Genomic DNA, 17,157 nt, shown 5'->3' on the forward strand with positions numbered 1-17,157 from the left:
TGTCTGGTGTCACGACATCGTTCACTGATGTGTCGCGACATCGTTCACAGGCCTGGTGCTTCGACGATGGGCCATGGCGGATGCAGACAAGAACCGGGTCATCGTGCTGGCGGTCATCGAGGGCGGTCTGTCCGTCGCCGAGGCGGCGCAGCGGTTCAAGGTCTCCAGACGGTGGATCTACACCCTCGTGGCCCGGTACCGCGTCGAGGGTGCTGGCGGTCTTGAACCGCGCTCACGCGCCCCACGCACGTCGCCACAGGCCACGCCCGCACCGGTGCGGGCACGGATCCTGGAGCTGCGCGACGAGCTCACAGCCGAAGGACTCGATGCTGGGGCGGAGTCCATCGCGGACCGGCTCACACGCGAGGACCTGACGGTTCCGGCGACGTCGACGATCTGGCGGATCCTGCGCGGCGGCGAACGCGTCACGGCGCAGCCACGCAAGCGTCCCCGCTCGTCGTGGGCCCGCTTCGAAGCCGCCGCCCCCAACGGCTGCTGGCAGTCCGACATGACCCACTGGCACCTGGCCGACGCCACCGAGGTCGAGATCATCTCCTGGCTCGACGACCACTCCCGGTTCCTGCTGCACATCTCCGTCCATGCGGTCGTGACCGCGCCGATCGTGACCACCACGTTCCTGACCACCGCACGTGAGCACGGTCTACCAGCGTCGACGCTGACGGACAACGGGCTGATCTACACCACCCGGTTCGCCAACTACAAAGGCGGCCCCAACCACTTCGAGCACGTCATCGCATCCCTGGGCATCAAGCAGAAGAACGGCCACCCCGGCCACCCCCAGACCCAAGGCAAGATCGAACGCTTCCACCAGACCCTGAAGAAATGGCTCACGGCCAGGCCCGACGCCGACACGATCGACGCGATGCAACACGTGTTGCACACCTTCCAGCACGTCTACAACCACGAACGCCCTCACCGGTCGCTTGCCCGGCGCACCCCCGCGGAGGCCTACACCGCGCTACCCAAGGACCAGCCCTCGATCGAGCTCCTCGAGCGCCACTGGCGCGTCCGCCACGACATCGTCGACCCCGGCGGCACCATCACCGTGCGCTGGGCCGGGAACCTACGCCACCTCGGCATCGGACGCGCCCACCGCGGAACCGACATCGTGCTCCTCATGGCCGGCCGCGACACCCTCGTCATCGACCGCACCACCGGCGAGATCATCGCCGAACACCACCTCGACGAAACCCGCGACTACCAGCCCAAGAAACACCAAAGGCCCCTCCCGAAGGAGGGGCCTTTGTGAACGATGACCCGAGACATCTGTGAACGATGTCCCGACACATCACATGCGAGCGGGTGACGGGAATCGAACCCGCGCTATCAGCTTGGGAAGCTGAAGTTCTACCATTGAACTACACCCGCGAGCACCGCTCGGCGGCGGTGCGTCACCCCATTCTAGGGGGTCGCCGCAGCCTCCTCGCCCACGGCGCGCGGCGCATCGTCCCGCACGACCCGGTCCTCGCGCAGCCCCTCCCGATGGCCGAGCGCCTCGAGCCAGCGCACCAGCTGCAGGTGCACCTGCTCGGCGCCGCGCAGCCGTCCGTGCTCGAGAAGCGACGCGTCGAGCGACCAGTCCGACGGGTAGACCAGCAGCGGCCGCGTCTGCCATCCGCCCAGACCGCCGTGGCAGCCCACCAGCTCCTCGAAGGCCGCGACCTCGTCGAGGCCGGGCTCGTGCAGCGAGTTGACGTAGATGTCCGGCGCCTCGGGGAACGAGGCGACGCGCGCCATGTCGGTCGCGGCACCCGGGCCGAACGGCGCGAGCGGATCCTCGCCCTCGACCTCGCCCGTCGACAGCCGGTGCAGCCCGCGCGGGCCGATCGCCACGGGGCCCGAGGCCGCACGCACGACGATGAAACCGATGCCCGGGTGGGTGGCGAGCGTCTCCACGAGGCCCGGATGCTCCGCCTCGAGGTCCGCGAGCGCGAGCGGCTCCGGGGAGTCGGTGAACCAGACGCCGCCGAGGTTGCCGCTGCCGACGACCGCGAGCGCCGGCCCGCCGTCGCCCGCCGGGGACGATGCGGCGGCGCCCGCCTCGCGCCGCCTCAGCGCGCGCCTGGCCGCGCGGCCCGACACCGACTCCTGCGCCGCGGCCTCGCTTACGAGCAGCCGCACCCGGCCCCAGGTCTCCTCGTCGTGCGACGTGTCGAGCGCGCGTCCGCCGGTGTGCGCCGCCACGAGCTCCTCGAGCGTCATGCCGTAGCGCTGCAGGAACGTCGCCCCCTGGCTCTGGCCGTGGTCGGACACCAGGACGATGCGGTACTCGCGGGGAGTGATCCCGGCCTGTGCGACCTGCTCGAGCGTGCGGAGGACCCCGTCGAGGCCGTAGAGCGACGCGAGCGACTCGGGGCGCGTGACGCCCGCGTGGTGGGCGATCTCGTCGTAGTCGACGAAGTCCACGTAGATGGATCGCGCGCCCTCCATCATCGCCTCGATGACGAGGGCGACGTTGAGGTCCCTCAGGAGCACGTTGGTGATGCCGCGCAGCGCGACGTACGAGCCGCCGCGATGCACGCGCGGCTCGACCCCGCGCCACTCCTGGCGGCGTGCCTGCCACACCTCCTTCGCCATCTCGCCGAGCGTGCGCGTCAACGCGCGGGCGAAGCCCGCGGGGTGGGTGAAGAACGCCGCGTAGGAGCGCGAGGGTCCGAGCGACCGCTCGCCGCCGCGCATGCCGCTCATCGTGAGGAACGAGCGCTCCGCATCGCCGGAGAACAGGTTGGAGATCGACACGCCCTGGTCCGCGAGCAGGCCGCGGCCGTCGCTCACCCGCTCCTCGATGAGCGCCGCATCGTCGGGGCGGTTCGCGACGACCATGCGCCCGAGCGCGCGATCCCACCACCGGAAGGCGGGGATGCCGCGCGACGAGCCGTGGAGGATCCCCGCCTGGCTCACGGGCGTGGTCGACGGCACCCGCGCGGTCCACTCGGTCCAGGTGTGCGTGCCGCCACGGATCCAGCGCGCGATCGTCGGCAGGTTGCCCGCGCGCAGCTCCTGCTCGAGCAGGGGCGCGGACACCCCGTCGAGCTGCACGAACACCACGCCCGGCAGCCCGTCGGGCTCGGGGCGGTCGTCGTGCAGTGCCATGCGGGTCGCGTGCACGAGCAGGTAGTCGTGGGTGCTCACCGAGAACAGCCAGGACACCAGCGTCATGAGGACCGTCAGGATCCACGAGGCGACGAGCGCCCATCCCGGGCTCGCGACGTCGACGCCGGGAGCGAGCCACAGCGCCAGCCCGACGGTCGTGGCGTTGGCGAGCAGCGCGGCCACGAGCGCGCCCGCCCAGCCGAACCGGCTCGCGATCCGCAGCCACACGGGCTGCAGGACCCACGTGACGAGGGCGATCGCCACGGCCGCCAGCAGCGCCGCGATCCACCCGTCCGCAGTCACCCCGGGCGTGAGCGCGATGGCGGCCGCGACCACCACGGTCTGCACGGCCAGCTCGGCGGCGCGGGCCGCCCGCGCGCGCATCGTGCGCCGCTGCGCGCCCACGGCCTCCGCGAGCTCACGCTCGCGCTCCCCCTGGAACCACCGGCCCGCGCCGGGGGTCCAGGCGAGCGCCAGCGTGAGGCCCGCGCCCGCGGCGACGACGATGGCGGCGGGCAGGGAGCCGTCCGGCGTGGTCGCCTGGTGGATCGCCTCGAGCACGCGCAGTCCCGCGAGCGCGGACAGGACGATGCGCGCGCCGTTGGAGCCCCGCCACAGCGCGACGGCGGCGGCGATGAGGCCCGCGCCGAGCAGGCCGAGCGCGACGATGGTCGCGGTGGACGCCTCCGCGCGCCCGGTGCCGCCCGCGAGGGCGATGGTGCTGATGGCTAGGTCGAGCGCGCCGCCGAGCGCGGTGAGGGCGGCGAGCACGATCACGCCTGGTGGACGGCGTGCACGCGTCACGGACGGTCGCATGGGTCCATCATCGTCGTCGTCGGGCGCTGAGGGCCGAGGCCGGGCCCGCGCGCCGGGTCAGCGGTTCTGCAGCGCGTCGAGCCCCACCGCGACCGCGTGGATCAGCCGCGGGTCGTAGCGGTCGTCCTCGACGGTCACGCGGTAGGTGTCGCGCACGCCCCACTTGCGGACGATCGTCATGACGGGGGACCCGGCATCCTCGGTGGCGAACAGGAAGTCGTACGGCAGCAGGTCGAAGCCGATGCGCCGCAGGACCGCGTAGAGCGAGGACGTCTCCTGCCCCAGCACGCGCGGCAGGCCCTCCTGCTCCATGTACCAGGTGGTGAGGAGGAGCGACCGCCGGAAGTCCTTGCGGAAGCCGCCGAGGACCGTGCCGGCCTCGTCCCGCACGTCGACCACCGAGCTGAGGTCGAGGACGTTGCGCGCCTGGAGGGTGAAACGCACGTGCGCCTTCGAGTCGTCCGCGTAGAACGGCACCTCCTCGCGCAGCCGGCCGCGCTTCTGCTGGGCGAACGCGAGCTGCTCGACCGGGTTCCACGCCTCGTCCGCCCGCCAGACCTCGTAGCGGTTCACCATGAGGGTGATGCGCTGCCGCACGAGGTAGTGGACCGTCATGACCTCACCCTAGGAGCGCGCCGGAGGGGCCACAATGGCGGCATGCCCGCTCCCTCCGTGTTCCGCCTCGCCGCCGCGGCGGTCCTGGCGGTGCTGCCGCTCGCCGCCTGCGCCGGCGCGCCCGAGTACCCGATCGTGGCGACCGCGGCCGCGGCGGAGGTGCCGGACGCGTCGCTCGCGATGCGCTCGGTGGAGATCACCCTCGAGTCGGTGGGCGCGCAGGACGTCGTGGTCACCGGCGGCACCGTGTTCTCGCCGTACTTCGACCGGCTCGACGCCGTCGGGCTCAACATCGCCGTGCCCGCCGGCGGGGAGGTGACGGTGCGTCTCCCGCTCGGGATCGCCACGTGCCCGGCAGGCGAGGGCGGGTCCAGCGCGCAGCTGGTGCTGGAGTCGGGCGGGGAGGAGCTGCTCCAGTCGGTCGTCCTGAGGGACCGCCAGCTCGCCCGCCTCAACAAGAAGACCTGCGCGTTCCGGATCGACGACGAGGGCCTCTGAGCCGGATCCCTATTCCCGGTCGGCGAGATTAGCATCGTGCCTGGTAGATGGCCACTTTTTGCGGATCGCCCGGCGGGTGGCCGCGCATCGTCCCTGGAAGATCGACGTTGCACCTGTCGGCGGGCTCGCGCTCAGGCGCCCCTCGGCCGGATCTCCCGGCGGAGCGGACCGGTCCGCCGGAGAGCAGGGGAGGACATCAGCATGGCACTCGGTTCCGGCATCTTCCTGATCGTCGTCGGCGCGATCGCCGCGTTCGCGGTGGACGACGCGATCGACGGCGTGAACCTCGCGATGATCGGCTACATCTGCATGGCCGCAGGCGTGGTCGCGATCGTGGTCTCGCTCATCGCCAACGCGCAGCGCTCGCGCACCACGCACACCGAGGTGCGCGACGAGCACGTCGACCACCACCGCGTCGAGGGCTGAGCGCGACGCACCGCCCGGCCCCGACGGGCCGGGCGGTGCGACCGGCCTGGTACGCCGCCCTTGCGGCGCGGCCGCTTGACCCTCCCGTGAGGGGACGGTTCATGCTGACGGCATGCATCCGGGAGAGCTTCTCAGCATCGGTGAGTTCGCCGCGCTGACCCGTCTGACCGTCAAGGCGCTGCGGCACTACGACGAGCAGGGACTCCTCACCCCCGTGCGGGTCGACCCCTTCAGCTCGTACCGCTACTACGCGCCGGACCAGGTCCGCCGCGCGACCCTCATCGGCACCATGCGCCGCATGGATGCGCCGCTCGCCGTCGTCCGCGAGGTGCTCGACCTCGCCGACGGCCCCGAGCAGGCGGCGGAGGCGTTCTCCGCCTGGTGGGCCGCACAGGAGCGCCACCACGAGCAGCGTCGGGACATCGGCCGCTACCTCACCCGCTACCTGCGAAGCCAAGGAGCCGCCATGAATATCCGCACCCGCGCTGTGCCCGAGCGCACGCTCGCCGTCATGAGCCGCGAGCTCTATCAGCCGGAGCTCGAGCCGTTCATCATGGAGGCGTTCTCGACCCTGTTCGACCATGCGGTCGCGCACCCCGGCCTCCGGGACCTCGACACCACGGTCGAGCAGCCCACGTACGTGATCTATCACGGCTCGGTGACGCCGGACTCGAGCGCGCTCGTCGAGGCCTGCGTAGTCGTGAGCCCCGATGCGCGCCCCGCCGAGGGCATCTCGATCCGCCTCGAGCCCGCGCATGAGGAGGCGTACGCCTCGCTCACCCGCGACCAGGTGGTCTTCCCCGACATCCTCGACGCCTACGACGCCGTGGCGACCTGGGTGATGGCCCACGGCGCCGCCCACGACGACCTCCCCCCGCGGGAGGTGTACATCGCCGACGTGATGAGGGCAGACGCCGAGGACCTCGTCTGCGACGTCGTGTTCCCCTTCGTGCCCCGCTGACCGCGCGCATCGTCGCCGCCGGCCGTAGCCTGACGGGGACCGCTCAACCCGGGAGCATCCATGGCCACCGTCTCGACGTACCTCAACTTCGACGGCACCTGCGAGGAGGCCTTCGCGTTCTACCGCGAGGTCTTCGGCGGCGACTACGTCGGACCCGTCCAGCGGATCGGCGAGGTGCCGCAGCCGCCGGGCATGCCGGCGCTGACCGAGGAGGAGGGCGCGCGCATCATGCACGTCGCCCTCGAGACGGTCGCCGGGCACGTGATCCATGGCACGGACATCGTGCCGTCCATGGGGCACGTGCTCACGAACGGCAACGCGATGTCGATCAACCTCGAGCTCGACGATGAGGACGAGCTGCGCGACCTGTGGACCCGGCTGTCGGCGGGCGCGGACATCGAGATGGAGCCCACACCCATGTTCTGGGGTCAGCTGTTCGCCTCGTTCGAGGACCGGTTCGGCATCCGCTGGATGATGGTCGCGCCGCTCACCGAGGGCACCGGGCTGGCCTGACGGCCCGCGGGCAGGGCGTCAGCCCTCGTCGCCGTAGGTCTCCTCGATCGCGTCGAAGAACGCGTCGGACAGCATCTGGAAGTTGTCGCGGTCCAGCACGATCGGATCGCCCTCGTCGATCTCGAGCACGGTGGTGTCCGCGTCGAGCCCCGAGCCCTCGGGCGGCTCGAAGCGGCCGCCGTTGCCGTTGAGCGACTCCACGACGGCGCGCATCTCCTGCAGCGGTCCCGGGTCGTCGCCCTCGGCGTCGCGGCTTCGGTCCGAGAACATGCCCTCGAGCTGGCTCGCGACCGCGACGAAGTACTCGTCCTCGATCGCCTGGATCGCCGAGTCCATGGAGCCGTCGCCGGGCGCCTGCCCGCGGAGCAGGTCGAACGCCGCGACCTCGGCCTCGATGCGCCAGCGGCACGAGTCGATGTAGTCGCCGCTGTACTCGGTCACGTCATCCATGGCTCCACCTCCTGCGCATCGTATGACGCTCAGTATGGTGCGCCCGAACTGCCAACGCACAGAGGAGCCCCGGCGCTTCACGCCTGGTGCGCCTCGGGTCGCGCCCGGCCGCGGCGGGACGATGCGGGATCAGGGCTGCTCGGAGCGGTCCGCGAGCTGCTGGGCGAGGATGTCCTCGGCGGCCTGGGCGCGGCGCTCGCGCTCGGCCTCCTCGGCGGTGGGGTAGCGCACCCGCACGAAGGGCCGCGAGAGCTGGTAGCTCACGGTGAGGCGCGCGTCGCGCACGACCCACGCGGCCGCGCCCACCGCCACGATCAGGGCTCCGATCGCGCCCACGCCGATCGACCAGCGCGGGCCGAAGGTCTCCCCGATCCATCCCACGATGGGGGAGCCGATCGGGGTGCCTCCCAGGAAGATCATCATGTACAGCGCCATCACGCGCCCGCGCATGTGCGGCGTCGTCGTGGTCTGCACGGCGGCGTTCGCGGACGTGATCATCGTGAGCGCGGTGAAGCCCACCGGCACGCACGTGAGCACGTACAGGGGGTAGGTGGGCGCGAGCGCCATCATCGTGAGCGCGATCCCGAAGGCGAAGGCGGCGCCCACCACGAGGCGCAGGCGCGGGCGCTTGCGCCGTGCCGCGAGCAGCGCCCCGGACAGCGAGCCGATCGCCGTGACCGAGCCGAGGATGCCGTACTCGCCGGGACCCTTGTCGAACTCGGTGGCCGCCATCATCGCGCTCGTGAGCTGGAAGTTCAGGCCCAGCGCGGCGACGGTGCCGACGACCACGAGGATCACGACGATGTCGGGTCTGCGGCGGATGTAGCGGATGCCCTCGCGGACCTGACCCCGGCCGCGTGCCGCGCGCTCCTGGTGGTGCAGCTCGGAGGCGCGCATCATCGCGAGCGCCGCGATGGTGGCGCCGAACGTCGCCGCGTTGATGAGGAACACCCACCCGGTGCCGACCACCGCGATCAGCAGGCCCGCGACGCCCGGACCGATGAGCCGCGCGGCGTTGAACGACGCGCTGTTGAGCGCGACGGCGTTCGGCAGCGAGGACGACGGCACGAGGTCCGAGACGAAGGTCTGGCGGGCCGGCGCGTCGATCGCGGACACGACGCCGAGGCCGAGCGCGAACGCGTAGACGTGCCACAGCTCGACGTGCCCCAGGACGGTGAGGAGGCCCAGCCCGAGCCCCAGCACGCCCTGCCCGACCTGCGTCCAGATGAGCAGCTTGCGGTGGTCGACGCGGTCGGCGAGCACGCCTGCCCACGCCGACAGGAACAGGAACGGCGCGAACTGCAGCGCGGTGGTGACGCCGACCGCGACGCCCGACTCGTCGGTCAGCGCGGTCAGCACCAGCCAGTCCTGCGCGACGCGCTGCATCCACGTGCCCACGTTCGACACGAGGGCGCCGGCGAACCACAGCCGGTAGTTGAAGATGCGCAGGGACGCGAAGGTCTGTGACATGTCACCTAGGGGAACCGGCTGACGCGGGCGGTTCTTCCGCGGCGTCGCGTCGGCACGTGCGCCTCCGCCACCCTACGCCCGTCGGCCGACCCCGCCTCGCCCCCTCCGGACGCTCGGGACGGGGCGGGCCTGGCGCGCGGACGATGCGCAGCGTACGGTGGTGCGGGCGCGCCGCGAGGGTCGGCGCCGAGGAGGAACGTTGGAGCTCTAGGGACGCCGGACCACGAGTCTGGCCACGGTCATGCACCTTCCAGACCCCCCGCGGAGCTCCCTATGCACGCCCTCTCCCTCTCCCACGTCTCGTTCGCGTGGCCCGACGGCCGCGCGCTCTTCACCGACCTCACCCTTACGCTGCCCGCCGGGCTGACCGCGCTCGTCGGACGCAACGGCATCGGCAAGTCGACGCTCGTGCGGCTCGCGCTCGGCGAGCTCACGGCCGTCTCCGGCACGGTCGCCGTCCCGCCCGCGACGGCGTACGTCCCCCAGGGCGTCGCGCTCGCCACCGCCGCGACCGTGGCCGACGTCCTCGGCATCGGCGAGCGGGTGGCCGCCTTGCGGGCGATCGAGGCCGGGTCGACCGACCCGTCCGACTACGAGGCGCTCGCGGACGACTGGACGGTGGAGGAACGTGCCGTCGCCATGCTCGGGTCGCTCGGCCTGCCCGCCGGGCTCGACAGGCCCGTGGGCCGCACGAGCGGCGGCGAGGCGATGTTGCTCGCGGTCGCCGCCGCGATGCTCGACGCCCCGGACCTCCTCGTCCTCGACGAGCCGACGAACAACCTCGACGCCGAGGCGCGCGCGGCGCTCGCGGACGCCTTGTCCTCGCGGGACGGGACCACGCTCGTCGTGAGCCACGACCGCGACCTGCTCGCACGCGTCGACCGCATCGCGGAGCTGCGCGAGCGCGACGACCGCACCGTGGCGCTGCGCTGGTTCGGCGGCGCGCTCGACGCCTTCGAGGAGGCGCGTGCGACCGAGGGCGCCGCGGCGGCCCAGGCGGTCACGACCGCCACGGCCGCCGTCGCGCGTCACTCGCGCGCGCTCACGGCGCACGCGGACGGCGCGGGCCGCAAGCGGCGCGCGGGCGAGAAGGCGCGCGCCCAGCGGCGCGTGGTGGGGCTCGCCGCCGACGCGAAGCAGGGTCAGGCCGAGCGCACCGACGCACGCGTGCGCCGCGTGCACGAGGAACGGCTGGCGGCGGCCCGCGCCGGCCTCGCCGAGGCGCGGGCGGCGATCCCCCGCGACCGGACGATCCGGGTGGACCTGCCGGGGACCGCGGTGCCCGCCCGACGCCTCGTGCTCGAGACGGAGGGGCTCGTCACCCGCAACGGGGTGCGCCTCGATGCGATCGTCAGGGGACCCGAGCGCATCCATGTCCGTGGTCGCAACGGCTCCGGCAAGTCGACCCTGGTGGCGACGCTGCTCGGCGACCTGCCCGCCGTCACGGGGACCGCGCGCATCGGTGTCCCCGCCGGCGTGCTCCCGCAACGGCTGACGGGGCTCGACGAGGCGGCCTCCGTCGTCGCCAACGTGCGCCGCCGCGCCCCCGGCGCGGATCCGCAGGAGGTGCGCGACCTGCTCGGCCGGTTCCGCTTCCGTGGCGCCAGCGCCGAGGCGCGGCTCGGCGACCTGTCCGGTGGCGAGCGCTTCCGCGCCTACCTCGCGTGCGTGCTGCTCGCGCGGCCCGAGCCCCAGCTGCTGGTGCTCGACGAGCCCACGAACAGCCTCGACCTCGACTCCCAGGCCCAGCTGATCGACGCGCTCGCCGGCTACCGCGGCTCGCTGCTGGTCGCCAGCCACGACCAGGCGTTCGTCGAGGCGATCGGGCCGACGCGGGAGTGGGTCGTCGAGCCCGGCAGCGCGGTCCGTGACCGTCCGTTCGCGTGAAGCGCGCCTTCCCCGGCGCTACGCCTCGGTGCTACGCCCCGGCGTTCTGCAGCACGTCGAGCTGCTCGAGGCTGAGCTCGACGTCGACCGCCTCGACGCATTCCAGGTACTGGTCGAAGGTGCGCGCGCCGATGATCGGGATCATCGACGGCCAGTGCCGGGACATCATCCAGGCGAGCACCACCTGGTTGCCCGTCGCGCCGGTCTGCGCCGCGACGTCGTCGACGGCGCGGAGACGCGCGTCCGAGTCCGGGCCCGCGTAGCTGTGCATCGCCCAGAAGTGCCGGTCGCGCCTCGCATGGTCGCTGTAGAGGCCCTTGAGCACGGGAGAGTAGGCGACGAGCTGCAGGTCCGGGTAGGTGCGCAGGTAGTCGAGGTGCTCGGTGGTGACGATGCCCGGGTGGTGCAGGTCCGCCCGCGGCCGCAGGTAGCTGTGCTGCTGCTGGAACGCGACGGGCTGCGTCCAGCCATGCGTGTCGCACAAGGCGCGGATCTGCGCGAGGCGCCACGACGCGGCGTTCGACCAGCCGTACGCGCCGATCAGGCCCGCGTCGACCGCGCTCGCGAGGAAGCCGAGGGTCTCCTCGAGCGGGGTCGACCGGTCGTCGACGTGCACGTAGTACAGGTCGACGCTGTCGAGGCCCAGCCGGTCGAGCGACGCGGCGAGCGCCAGTCTCAGGGTGTCGGCCTCGGCGCCGACGTACAGCTTGCGCGCGAGGTCCCAGTTCGCGACGCCGTCCTCGAACACGTCCTCGACGGAGCTGAGCATCCCCGACCCCTTGGTGGCCATGAGCACGCTCGGGCGCGCGCCGGATCGCTCGAGCCAGCGCCCGAGCAGGGCCTCCGAGTGGCCGCCCAGCGACCCGGGGTCCTCCCACCAGCAGTAGCAGTCGGCGGTGTCGATCATCCCGGGCACGGCCGAGCCGTCGGGCGCGGCGAAGCGCGGCACCACCTCCGTCACGAAGTGGTCGAGGATGCGGCGCGACTCGTCCTCCGGGGTGCGCGTGCCCATGAGCATCGCGCCGACAGCGATCGGCGCGACGTAGGTGTCGGTGAGCCCGAGCCGCCGCGCGGCCGCGGGAGCGGGTCCGTCGGTCATGGTTCGACGCTACGTCCGTGCGAGCCGCGCCGCGCGGTGGGACGATGCTCGGGTGGGGTCGGCGGGGACCCCCGGGGGAGGTGCGTGATGCGGTACCTGCTGCTCGTGTGCGTCGAGGAGATCGCGGATCCCGTGGACGAGCCGTACGACGACGCCGCGGAGATCGAGCGCTGGGTCGCGGCCCACGACGGCAGCGGCGCGCGGGTGTGGGGCGATCGGCTCGCGGACGCGTCCGAGTCCCGCGTGGTCCGGATCCGGGCGGGCGGCACCACGGTCGAGCCTGGCCCGCTGCATCCCGCGCACGCCGCGATCGCCGGCCTCGACATCCTCGAGTGCGGCTCGCTGGACGAGGCGGTCGCGATCGCGCTCGACCATCCGATGGCGCGCGGCGGCGTCCTCGAGGTCCGCCCGTTCTACGACTGGACCGCCGGGTCCTGACGCCCGGCGCGGGCAGCGCATCGTCCCGCTAGCCTGGCCGTATGCCTTCGCTCCTCATCCTCGGCGGGACCGCCTGGCTCGGCCGCGAGATCGCGGCGCAGGCCGTCGCGCGCGGCTGGGACGTCACGTGCCTCGCGCGCGGCGTCTCCGGCGTGGTGGCCCCGGGCGCCGAGCTCGTCGTCGCCGATCGCGACGCGTCCGGCTGCTACGCGGAGGTCGCCGACCGCGACTGGGACGCCGTCGTCGAGGTGAGCTGGCAGCCGCGGCACGTGCGCGAGGCCGCCGAGGCGCTCGAGGGCCGGGCGCTGCACTGGACGTACATCTCGTCCGTGGCGGTGTACGCACCGACCCGCGCGGTGGTCGCCGAGGACGCGCCGCTGCGCGAGCCCGTGCTGCCCGACGTCGCGGTCGACGGCTCGCAGTACGACGCCGCGAAGGTGCGCTGCGAGCTCGAGACCGTGCGTGCGCAGCCCGACGCGTTGCTCGTGCGGGCCGGCGTCATCGTGGGCCCGGGCGACCCGACCGAGCGCTTCGCGTACTGGCCGCGCCGCGCGGCGCTCGCGGGCGAGGGGCCGATGCTCGTGCCCGCGCCGCCCGCATACCCGCTGCAGCTCATCGACGTGCGCGACCTGGTCGCGTGGCACCTCGTCGCGATCGAGGCGGGCCTGTCGGGCCCGGTCAACGCCGTCGGTGAGCAGCGCGCGGGCCTCGACCTGATCGAGCTCGTCCGCGAGGTCGCGGGCGCGCACGGCCCGCTCGTGAGGCCCGATGCCGCGTGGCTGCTCGAGCGCGGCGTGCGGCCGTGGAAGGGCGAGGGCTCGCTCCCGCTGTGGGTGCCGGACGACGGCGGGCCCGCGCGCACGGGGTTCCACGACGGGTCGCGCTTCCGCGACACGGGCGGGGTCCGCCGGCCGCTCATCGAGACGGTCCGCGACGTGCTCACGGAGGAGCGGTCGCTGGGCGTCGACCGGCCCGGCCTCGCGGGCCTGTCGCGCGAGCGCGAGCTCGCGCTGATCGCGGAGTTCGAGCGCGGCTGACGCCTACGCGGGCTCCCGACCGTCCGCGGCGACCGCCGCATCGTCCACCGTCGGGACCGCGCCCGTGGCGGGCTGCCGCGGCGGGCCCAGGTAGAGGATCGTCGACCCCTTCGGGGGGATGAACCGCTGGTCCGGGGAGAGCAGCCGCAGCCCTCCCGACGCGTCGACCGCGCCCAGCGGGATGGCCCCGGAGCCGCCGCCGACCTTGTCCGCGAGCTCGCGCAGCCCGTACTGGCGGGTGAGGTGCGTCGCGTGGACCCGCCAGCCCTCGGCGACGCGGTCGTCGAGCGTCGCGAGGTCCGTGAACCCGTCGAACGCGTAGGACGCGCGGCGCTCGAAAGTCAGCGCCCTGCGCTCCCCGGTGCCCTCGGCGGGCGCGATCTGGAACGACCGGTGGAAGCCGAACTCCGTGCCGAGGCTGCGCGCGACGAGCGCGTTGTAGTAGTCGTTGTCGGTCGCCGCGAGGACATGGCTGACGCCGGCCTCCTCGAGCCTCTCGTCGGCGTGCTCGGACAGCACCTCGCCGAAGTACGTGGGGACCCCCGCCATGCGCATCGGCTGGAGGCTCTGGTAGCGCCCGTCGGCGACGAGGACCGCCGCGCCCTGGCGTCGCACCGCCTCGGCGAGCGCGAGCCCGAAGCGGGACGCGCCCACCAGCAGCAGCCCGTTGCGGGCGCCGGTGGTGAGGCCCAAGCGGCGCGCGAGCGGCGCCAGCGTGAAGCCGTGCGCGACCACCGTCACGAGGATCACGAGGAAGACCGTCGGCACGAGCTGCGCGCCGTCCGGGTAGCCCGCGTCGACCATCGCCGGGCCGAACGAGCCCGCGGTCGCCGCCGCGACGATGCCGCGCGGCGCGATCCAGCCCAGCAGGATGCGGTCGGGCTTGGGCACGTCCGAGCGCAGCGTCACGAGGAGGATGGTCAGCGGCCGCACGACGACCATGAGCGCCAGGACGAACGCGCCGATGCGCCAGTCGAGCTCGCGGATGTCGCCCGCGTCGAGCGTCGCGGGGATGACGATGAAGAGCGAGCTCACGAGCACGACCGTGAGGCCCTCCTTGAAGTGCAGGAGCTGCTCGCGCTCGGGCAGGCGCATGTTGCCCAGCACCAGGCCCATCGCCGTGACCGCGAGCAGCCCGGTCTCGTCCTGGAGGCGGTTGCCCACGCCCGCGACCAGCAGCACCGTGACGAGGAGGAGCGGCGACTTGAGGTGCGCCGGCACCCAGCCGCGGCGGAACGAGACGCCGATGAGCGCGCCGACGACGGCGCCCATGCCGCCGCCCACGACCACGGCGAAGAGGAGGCCGGTGAGGACCGAGCCGACGCCGTCGTCCGACAGCGCGAACAGCTGGAAGGTCAGGAACGCGAGCGTGACGCCGATGGGGTCGTTGACGATCCCCTCCCACTTGAGCAGCGCCGCCGAGTCGCGCCGTAGGCCGGCCTGGCGCAGCAGCGGCGCGATGACCGTGGGGCCCGTCACCACGAGGATCGCGCCGAGCACCAGCGCGACGGGCCAGTCGAAGCCGCCGATCCAGTGCGCGGCCGCGGCGGTCAGCGCCATCGCGACGGGCGGGCCGAGGATGGTGAGCCGGCCGATGCCGCGACCGACCCGCCTGAACTCGGAGAAGCGCAGGCTCATGCCGCCCTCGAACAGGATGACGGCGACGCCGATGCCGATGAGCTCCGAGAGGTCGTCGTCGGGGATGTCGACCGTGACCAGGCCCGTGAAGGGGCCGAGCGTGAGGCCCACGGCGATGAGGATCACGATCGCGGGCACGCGCAGTCGCGCGGCGAGGAGCTGGGAGACCATCCCGGCCACGAGGACCAGGACGATCGATGCGGCGAGCGTCACGGTTCGAGACTAGGGCCGCGGCGGCGCCGCCGGGCGGTGGGGGTGGCGTGGGGGAGGCGTGTCACCGCACGTGTCGCGCGTCGACGTGCGCGGTGCGGGGACGGTTCGCGGCCAGGGTTGCCGTCCCGAGACCGGCCATCAGCGCGGCGAGCACGGTGAGGAGGCCGACGCGGTCGGCGCCGGTCGACGACAGCGCCGCGGTGTCCGCCGCATCGTCCGTCCCGTCTCCCGTCGAGCCGGTGGTGGTGGGCGTCGCGCTCGCGGCGCTCGTCGGCTCCGACGTGACCACCGCGGACTCGACCTCGGACGCGGTGGTGCCGCCGGTCTCGTCGACGCCCGTCGCGACCGGGCCGGCGGCGATCACCACCGGCGCGGCGGTGATCGCGGCCGGGTTGAGCCCCGCCATCGTCGGCCGCAGCGTCGCCGCGTAGGTGAGGCTGCCCCGCGCCTCGTCCGCCGCCCCGGCCACGTAGGTGGCCGTGACGGTGAGCGAGTCGCCGGATGGCAGCACCGCCCCGGCGGGCAGGAGCGAGCCCAGCGTGAGGTCCGCGCCGCCGTCCTCGGTCACGGTGGCGACCAGGTCGGGCAGCGACAGCGGGCTGTCGTTGCGCACGGTGAGCCGGTAGGTGACGGTCTCGCCGGCGTTGGCGAGCCCGTCGCCGTTGGTGTCCGCGAGGGTCCCGGTGACCGCGAAGCCGAGCGCGGGCGTCGCATCGTCCACGGGGATCGTCGGGAGCGACAGCGTCGCCGGCAGCCATGCGCCGCCGTAGAGCACCTCGCCGGTCACGCCGGCGAGGGGGAGGGCGCCGGCGGCGAGGGCCGCGAGCGTGACGGGCATCGGGGCGGAGTCCGCGCACACGCCGGCGTCACCACGCGCGAGCGCGACCGCGGCGCCGTCGCACGCGAGCGGCGCCCCGAGCAGGCGGAAGCCGTCGATGGGCACGTCGCTCGCGTTGGTGGCCGTGATGCCGGACAGCACCACCAGGTCGTCGACGACCGGCCAGGTCACCGGGGTGCCGCCCGCGGCGGCGAGGAAGCCCGCCGAGGCGTTGACCGTGAGCGCGAACGCGGGCGTCGCCGCCGCGACCGCGGGGGCGGAGGCGGTGGTGGTCGCGGATGCGCCCGACTCGCCGGCCGCGGTCACCTCGATCGCGCGCGCCGGCACCTCGCCGGCCACGACCTCCGCGGCGGTGACGGTGTGGCTGCCCACCGCGAACGGCGCGGAGGAGCCGCCGACGGCGAGGACGCCCGCGCCGGCACCGGCCATCCCGGCCGAGGTTGCGGCGAGCGACCCGACGGGCTCGGTCCCGGCGTTCATGACCGCGACGGAGTAGTCGACCCGGTCGCCGGCCGTCGCGAGGCCGTCGGTGGTGTCGCCGACGAGCTCGACGAGCGTCGCGGAGCCGGTCGCGGTGATCGCGGTCACGGGCGCGGGGTCGGCAAGGTCGACGGCGCTCGCGGTGACGCTGCCGGTCAGCACGACGTGGACCGGGGGCTCGTCCGTGATCAGGTCGAAGGTGGGCGCGAAGCCGGTGCCGTCGGCGCCCGCCGGGAGGACGGCGCGGCCGGTCACGGTGAACGTCGTGGTGTTGCTGCCGGACACGCGCATGCCGTGGGGCGCGTCGACGGTGTCGATCGCGAGGTCGGTGGAGGTGAGCGACGTGATCTCGGTGGTGCTGGTGCCGCCCGTGGTGGTGAGCGTGAACGTGTAGGTCAGCAGGTCGTCCCAGTCGCGCAGGCCGTTGCCGTTGTCGTCGCTGTACCCGGTGTAGGTCGCGGCGACGGTCAGCTTCGAGATCGTCGCGCTGCCGGCCGCGAGCGGCACGATCGCGACGGCGAGCACGCCCGCGGTGATGGCCGCCGTGCGCAGGCGCGGCAGCATTGCCTTCTTGCCCATCAGGTCGTCCCCCTCAGCCCCTCAGCCAGTCGGACCCTCGTGTAACGCCGTTATCGACACGAATGGGACCGGGCTTGAGCGGGGA

Annotated in this window: 15 protein-coding genes and 1 tRNA gene; 8 read left to right on the top strand and 8 right to left on the bottom strand. The window is 73.4% G+C overall.

What is annotated here, in order from left to right; translation table 11 throughout:
- Positions 1-73 precede the first annotated feature (73 nt).
- Positions 74-1,270, top strand: coding sequence for an IS481 family transposase (locus tag AOM02_RS09295; protein WP_062298885.1), 1,197 nt, complete (start codon positions 74-76; stop codon positions 1,268-1,270).
- 48 nt (positions 1,271-1,318) lie between these two features.
- Here the strand turns inward: AOM02_RS09295 and AOM02_RS09300 are convergent.
- The 3 genes from AOM02_RS09300 to AOM02_RS09310 form a co-directional block, all read right to left on the bottom strand.
- A tRNA-Gly gene (locus tag AOM02_RS09300) sits at positions 1,319-1,389 on the bottom strand.
- Positions 1,390-1,422: 33 nt separating this feature from the next.
- A complete protein-coding gene (locus AOM02_RS09305) occupies positions 1,423-3,885 on the bottom strand; it encodes an alkaline phosphatase family protein (protein WP_169746617.1) in 2,463 nt (820 codons plus the stop codon).
- A 102-nt stretch (positions 3,886-3,987) separates the two neighbouring features.
- On the bottom strand, positions 3,988-4,545 hold the full coding sequence (locus tag AOM02_RS09310) for an LURP-one-related family protein (protein WP_062298887.1): 558 nt from the start codon (positions 4,543-4,545) through the stop codon (positions 3,988-3,990).
- Between the two features lie 42 nt (positions 4,546-4,587).
- Here AOM02_RS09310 and AOM02_RS09315 point away from each other — a divergent pair, with 42 nt between their 5' ends.
- The 4 genes from AOM02_RS09315 to AOM02_RS09330 all read left to right on the top strand — a co-directional run bounded on the left by AOM02_RS09315 (position 4,588) and on the right by AOM02_RS09330 (position 6,943).
- Positions 4,588-5,043 carry a hypothetical protein gene (locus tag AOM02_RS09315; RefSeq protein WP_062298888.1) on the top strand — a complete coding sequence of 152 codons (456 nt, stop codon included), beginning with the start codon at positions 4,588-4,590 and terminating at the stop codon, positions 5,041-5,043.
- A gap of 201 nt (positions 5,044-5,244) precedes the next feature.
- Positions 5,245-5,469: a DUF6458 family protein gene (locus tag AOM02_RS09320; RefSeq protein WP_062298889.1), complete on the top strand. Its 225-nt coding sequence runs from the start codon at positions 5,245-5,247 to the stop codon at positions 5,467-5,469.
- A 112-nt stretch (positions 5,470-5,581) separates the two neighbouring features.
- Positions 5,582-6,430, top strand: coding sequence for a MerR family transcriptional regulator (locus AOM02_RS09325; protein WP_062298890.1), 849 nt, complete (start codon positions 5,582-5,584; stop codon positions 6,428-6,430).
- A 60-nt stretch (positions 6,431-6,490) separates the two neighbouring features.
- Positions 6,491-6,943, top strand: coding sequence for a VOC family protein (locus AOM02_RS09330; RefSeq protein ID WP_062298891.1), 453 nt, complete (start codon positions 6,491-6,493; stop codon positions 6,941-6,943).
- An 18-nt stretch (positions 6,944-6,961) separates the two neighbouring features.
- Here AOM02_RS09330 and AOM02_RS09335 read toward each other — a convergent pair whose 3' ends face one another.
- Together AOM02_RS09335 and AOM02_RS09340 are read right to left on the bottom strand one after the other, a co-directional pair.
- Entirely contained in the window at positions 6,962-7,393 is a 432-nt protein-coding gene (locus AOM02_RS09335) for a hypothetical protein (RefSeq protein ID WP_062298892.1), read from the bottom strand.
- Positions 7,394-7,522: 129 nt separating this feature from the next.
- Positions 7,523-8,863: an MFS transporter gene (locus AOM02_RS09340; protein WP_062298893.1), complete on the bottom strand. Its 1,341-nt coding sequence runs from the start codon at positions 8,861-8,863 to the stop codon at positions 7,523-7,525.
- A gap of 273 nt (positions 8,864-9,136) precedes the next feature.
- Here AOM02_RS09340 and AOM02_RS09345 point away from each other — a divergent pair, with 273 nt between their 5' ends.
- On the top strand, positions 9,137-10,750 hold the full coding sequence (locus AOM02_RS09345) for an ATP-binding cassette domain-containing protein (protein WP_062298894.1): 1,614 nt from the start codon (positions 9,137-9,139) through the stop codon (positions 10,748-10,750).
- Positions 10,751-10,781: 31 nt separating this feature from the next.
- Here the strand turns inward: AOM02_RS09345 and AOM02_RS09350 are convergent, their stop codons facing one another.
- Positions 10,782-11,849, bottom strand: a complete 1,068-nt coding sequence (locus AOM02_RS09350) for an aldo/keto reductase (protein ID WP_062298895.1) — start codon at positions 11,847-11,849, stop codon at positions 10,782-10,784.
- A gap of 84 nt (positions 11,850-11,933) precedes the next feature.
- Here AOM02_RS09350 and AOM02_RS09355 point away from each other — a divergent pair, with 84 nt between their 5' ends.
- Both AOM02_RS09355 and AOM02_RS09360 read left to right on the top strand, forming a co-directional pair.
- Entirely contained in the window at positions 11,934-12,287 is a 354-nt protein-coding gene (locus AOM02_RS09355) for a YciI family protein (RefSeq protein WP_439645397.1), read from the top strand.
- 41 nt (positions 12,288-12,328) lie between these two features.
- The gene (locus AOM02_RS09360; protein WP_062298897.1) at positions 12,329-13,324 is read left to right on the top strand and encodes an NAD-dependent epimerase/dehydratase family protein; all 996 of its coding nucleotides are present in this window, start codon (positions 12,329-12,331) and stop codon (positions 13,322-13,324) included.
- A gap of 3 nt (positions 13,325-13,327) precedes the next feature.
- Here AOM02_RS09360 and AOM02_RS09365 read toward each other — a convergent pair whose 3' ends face one another.
- Entirely contained in the window at positions 13,328-15,175 is a 1,848-nt protein-coding gene (locus AOM02_RS09365) for a cation:proton antiporter (RefSeq protein ID WP_062298898.1), read from the bottom strand.
- A gap of 61 nt (positions 15,176-15,236) precedes the next feature.
- The gene (locus tag AOM02_RS09370; RefSeq protein WP_062298899.1) at positions 15,237-17,072 is read right to left on the bottom strand and encodes a CLIPPER-2 domain-containing protein; all 1,836 of its coding nucleotides are present in this window, start codon (positions 17,070-17,072) and stop codon (positions 15,237-15,239) included.
- Between the last annotated feature and the right edge of the window lie 85 nt (positions 17,073-17,157).

This window comes from Demequina maris, assembly GCF_000971155.1.
In the GTDB taxonomy this organism is placed as follows: domain Bacteria; phylum Actinomycetota; class Actinomycetes; order Actinomycetales; family Demequinaceae; genus Demequina; species Demequina maris.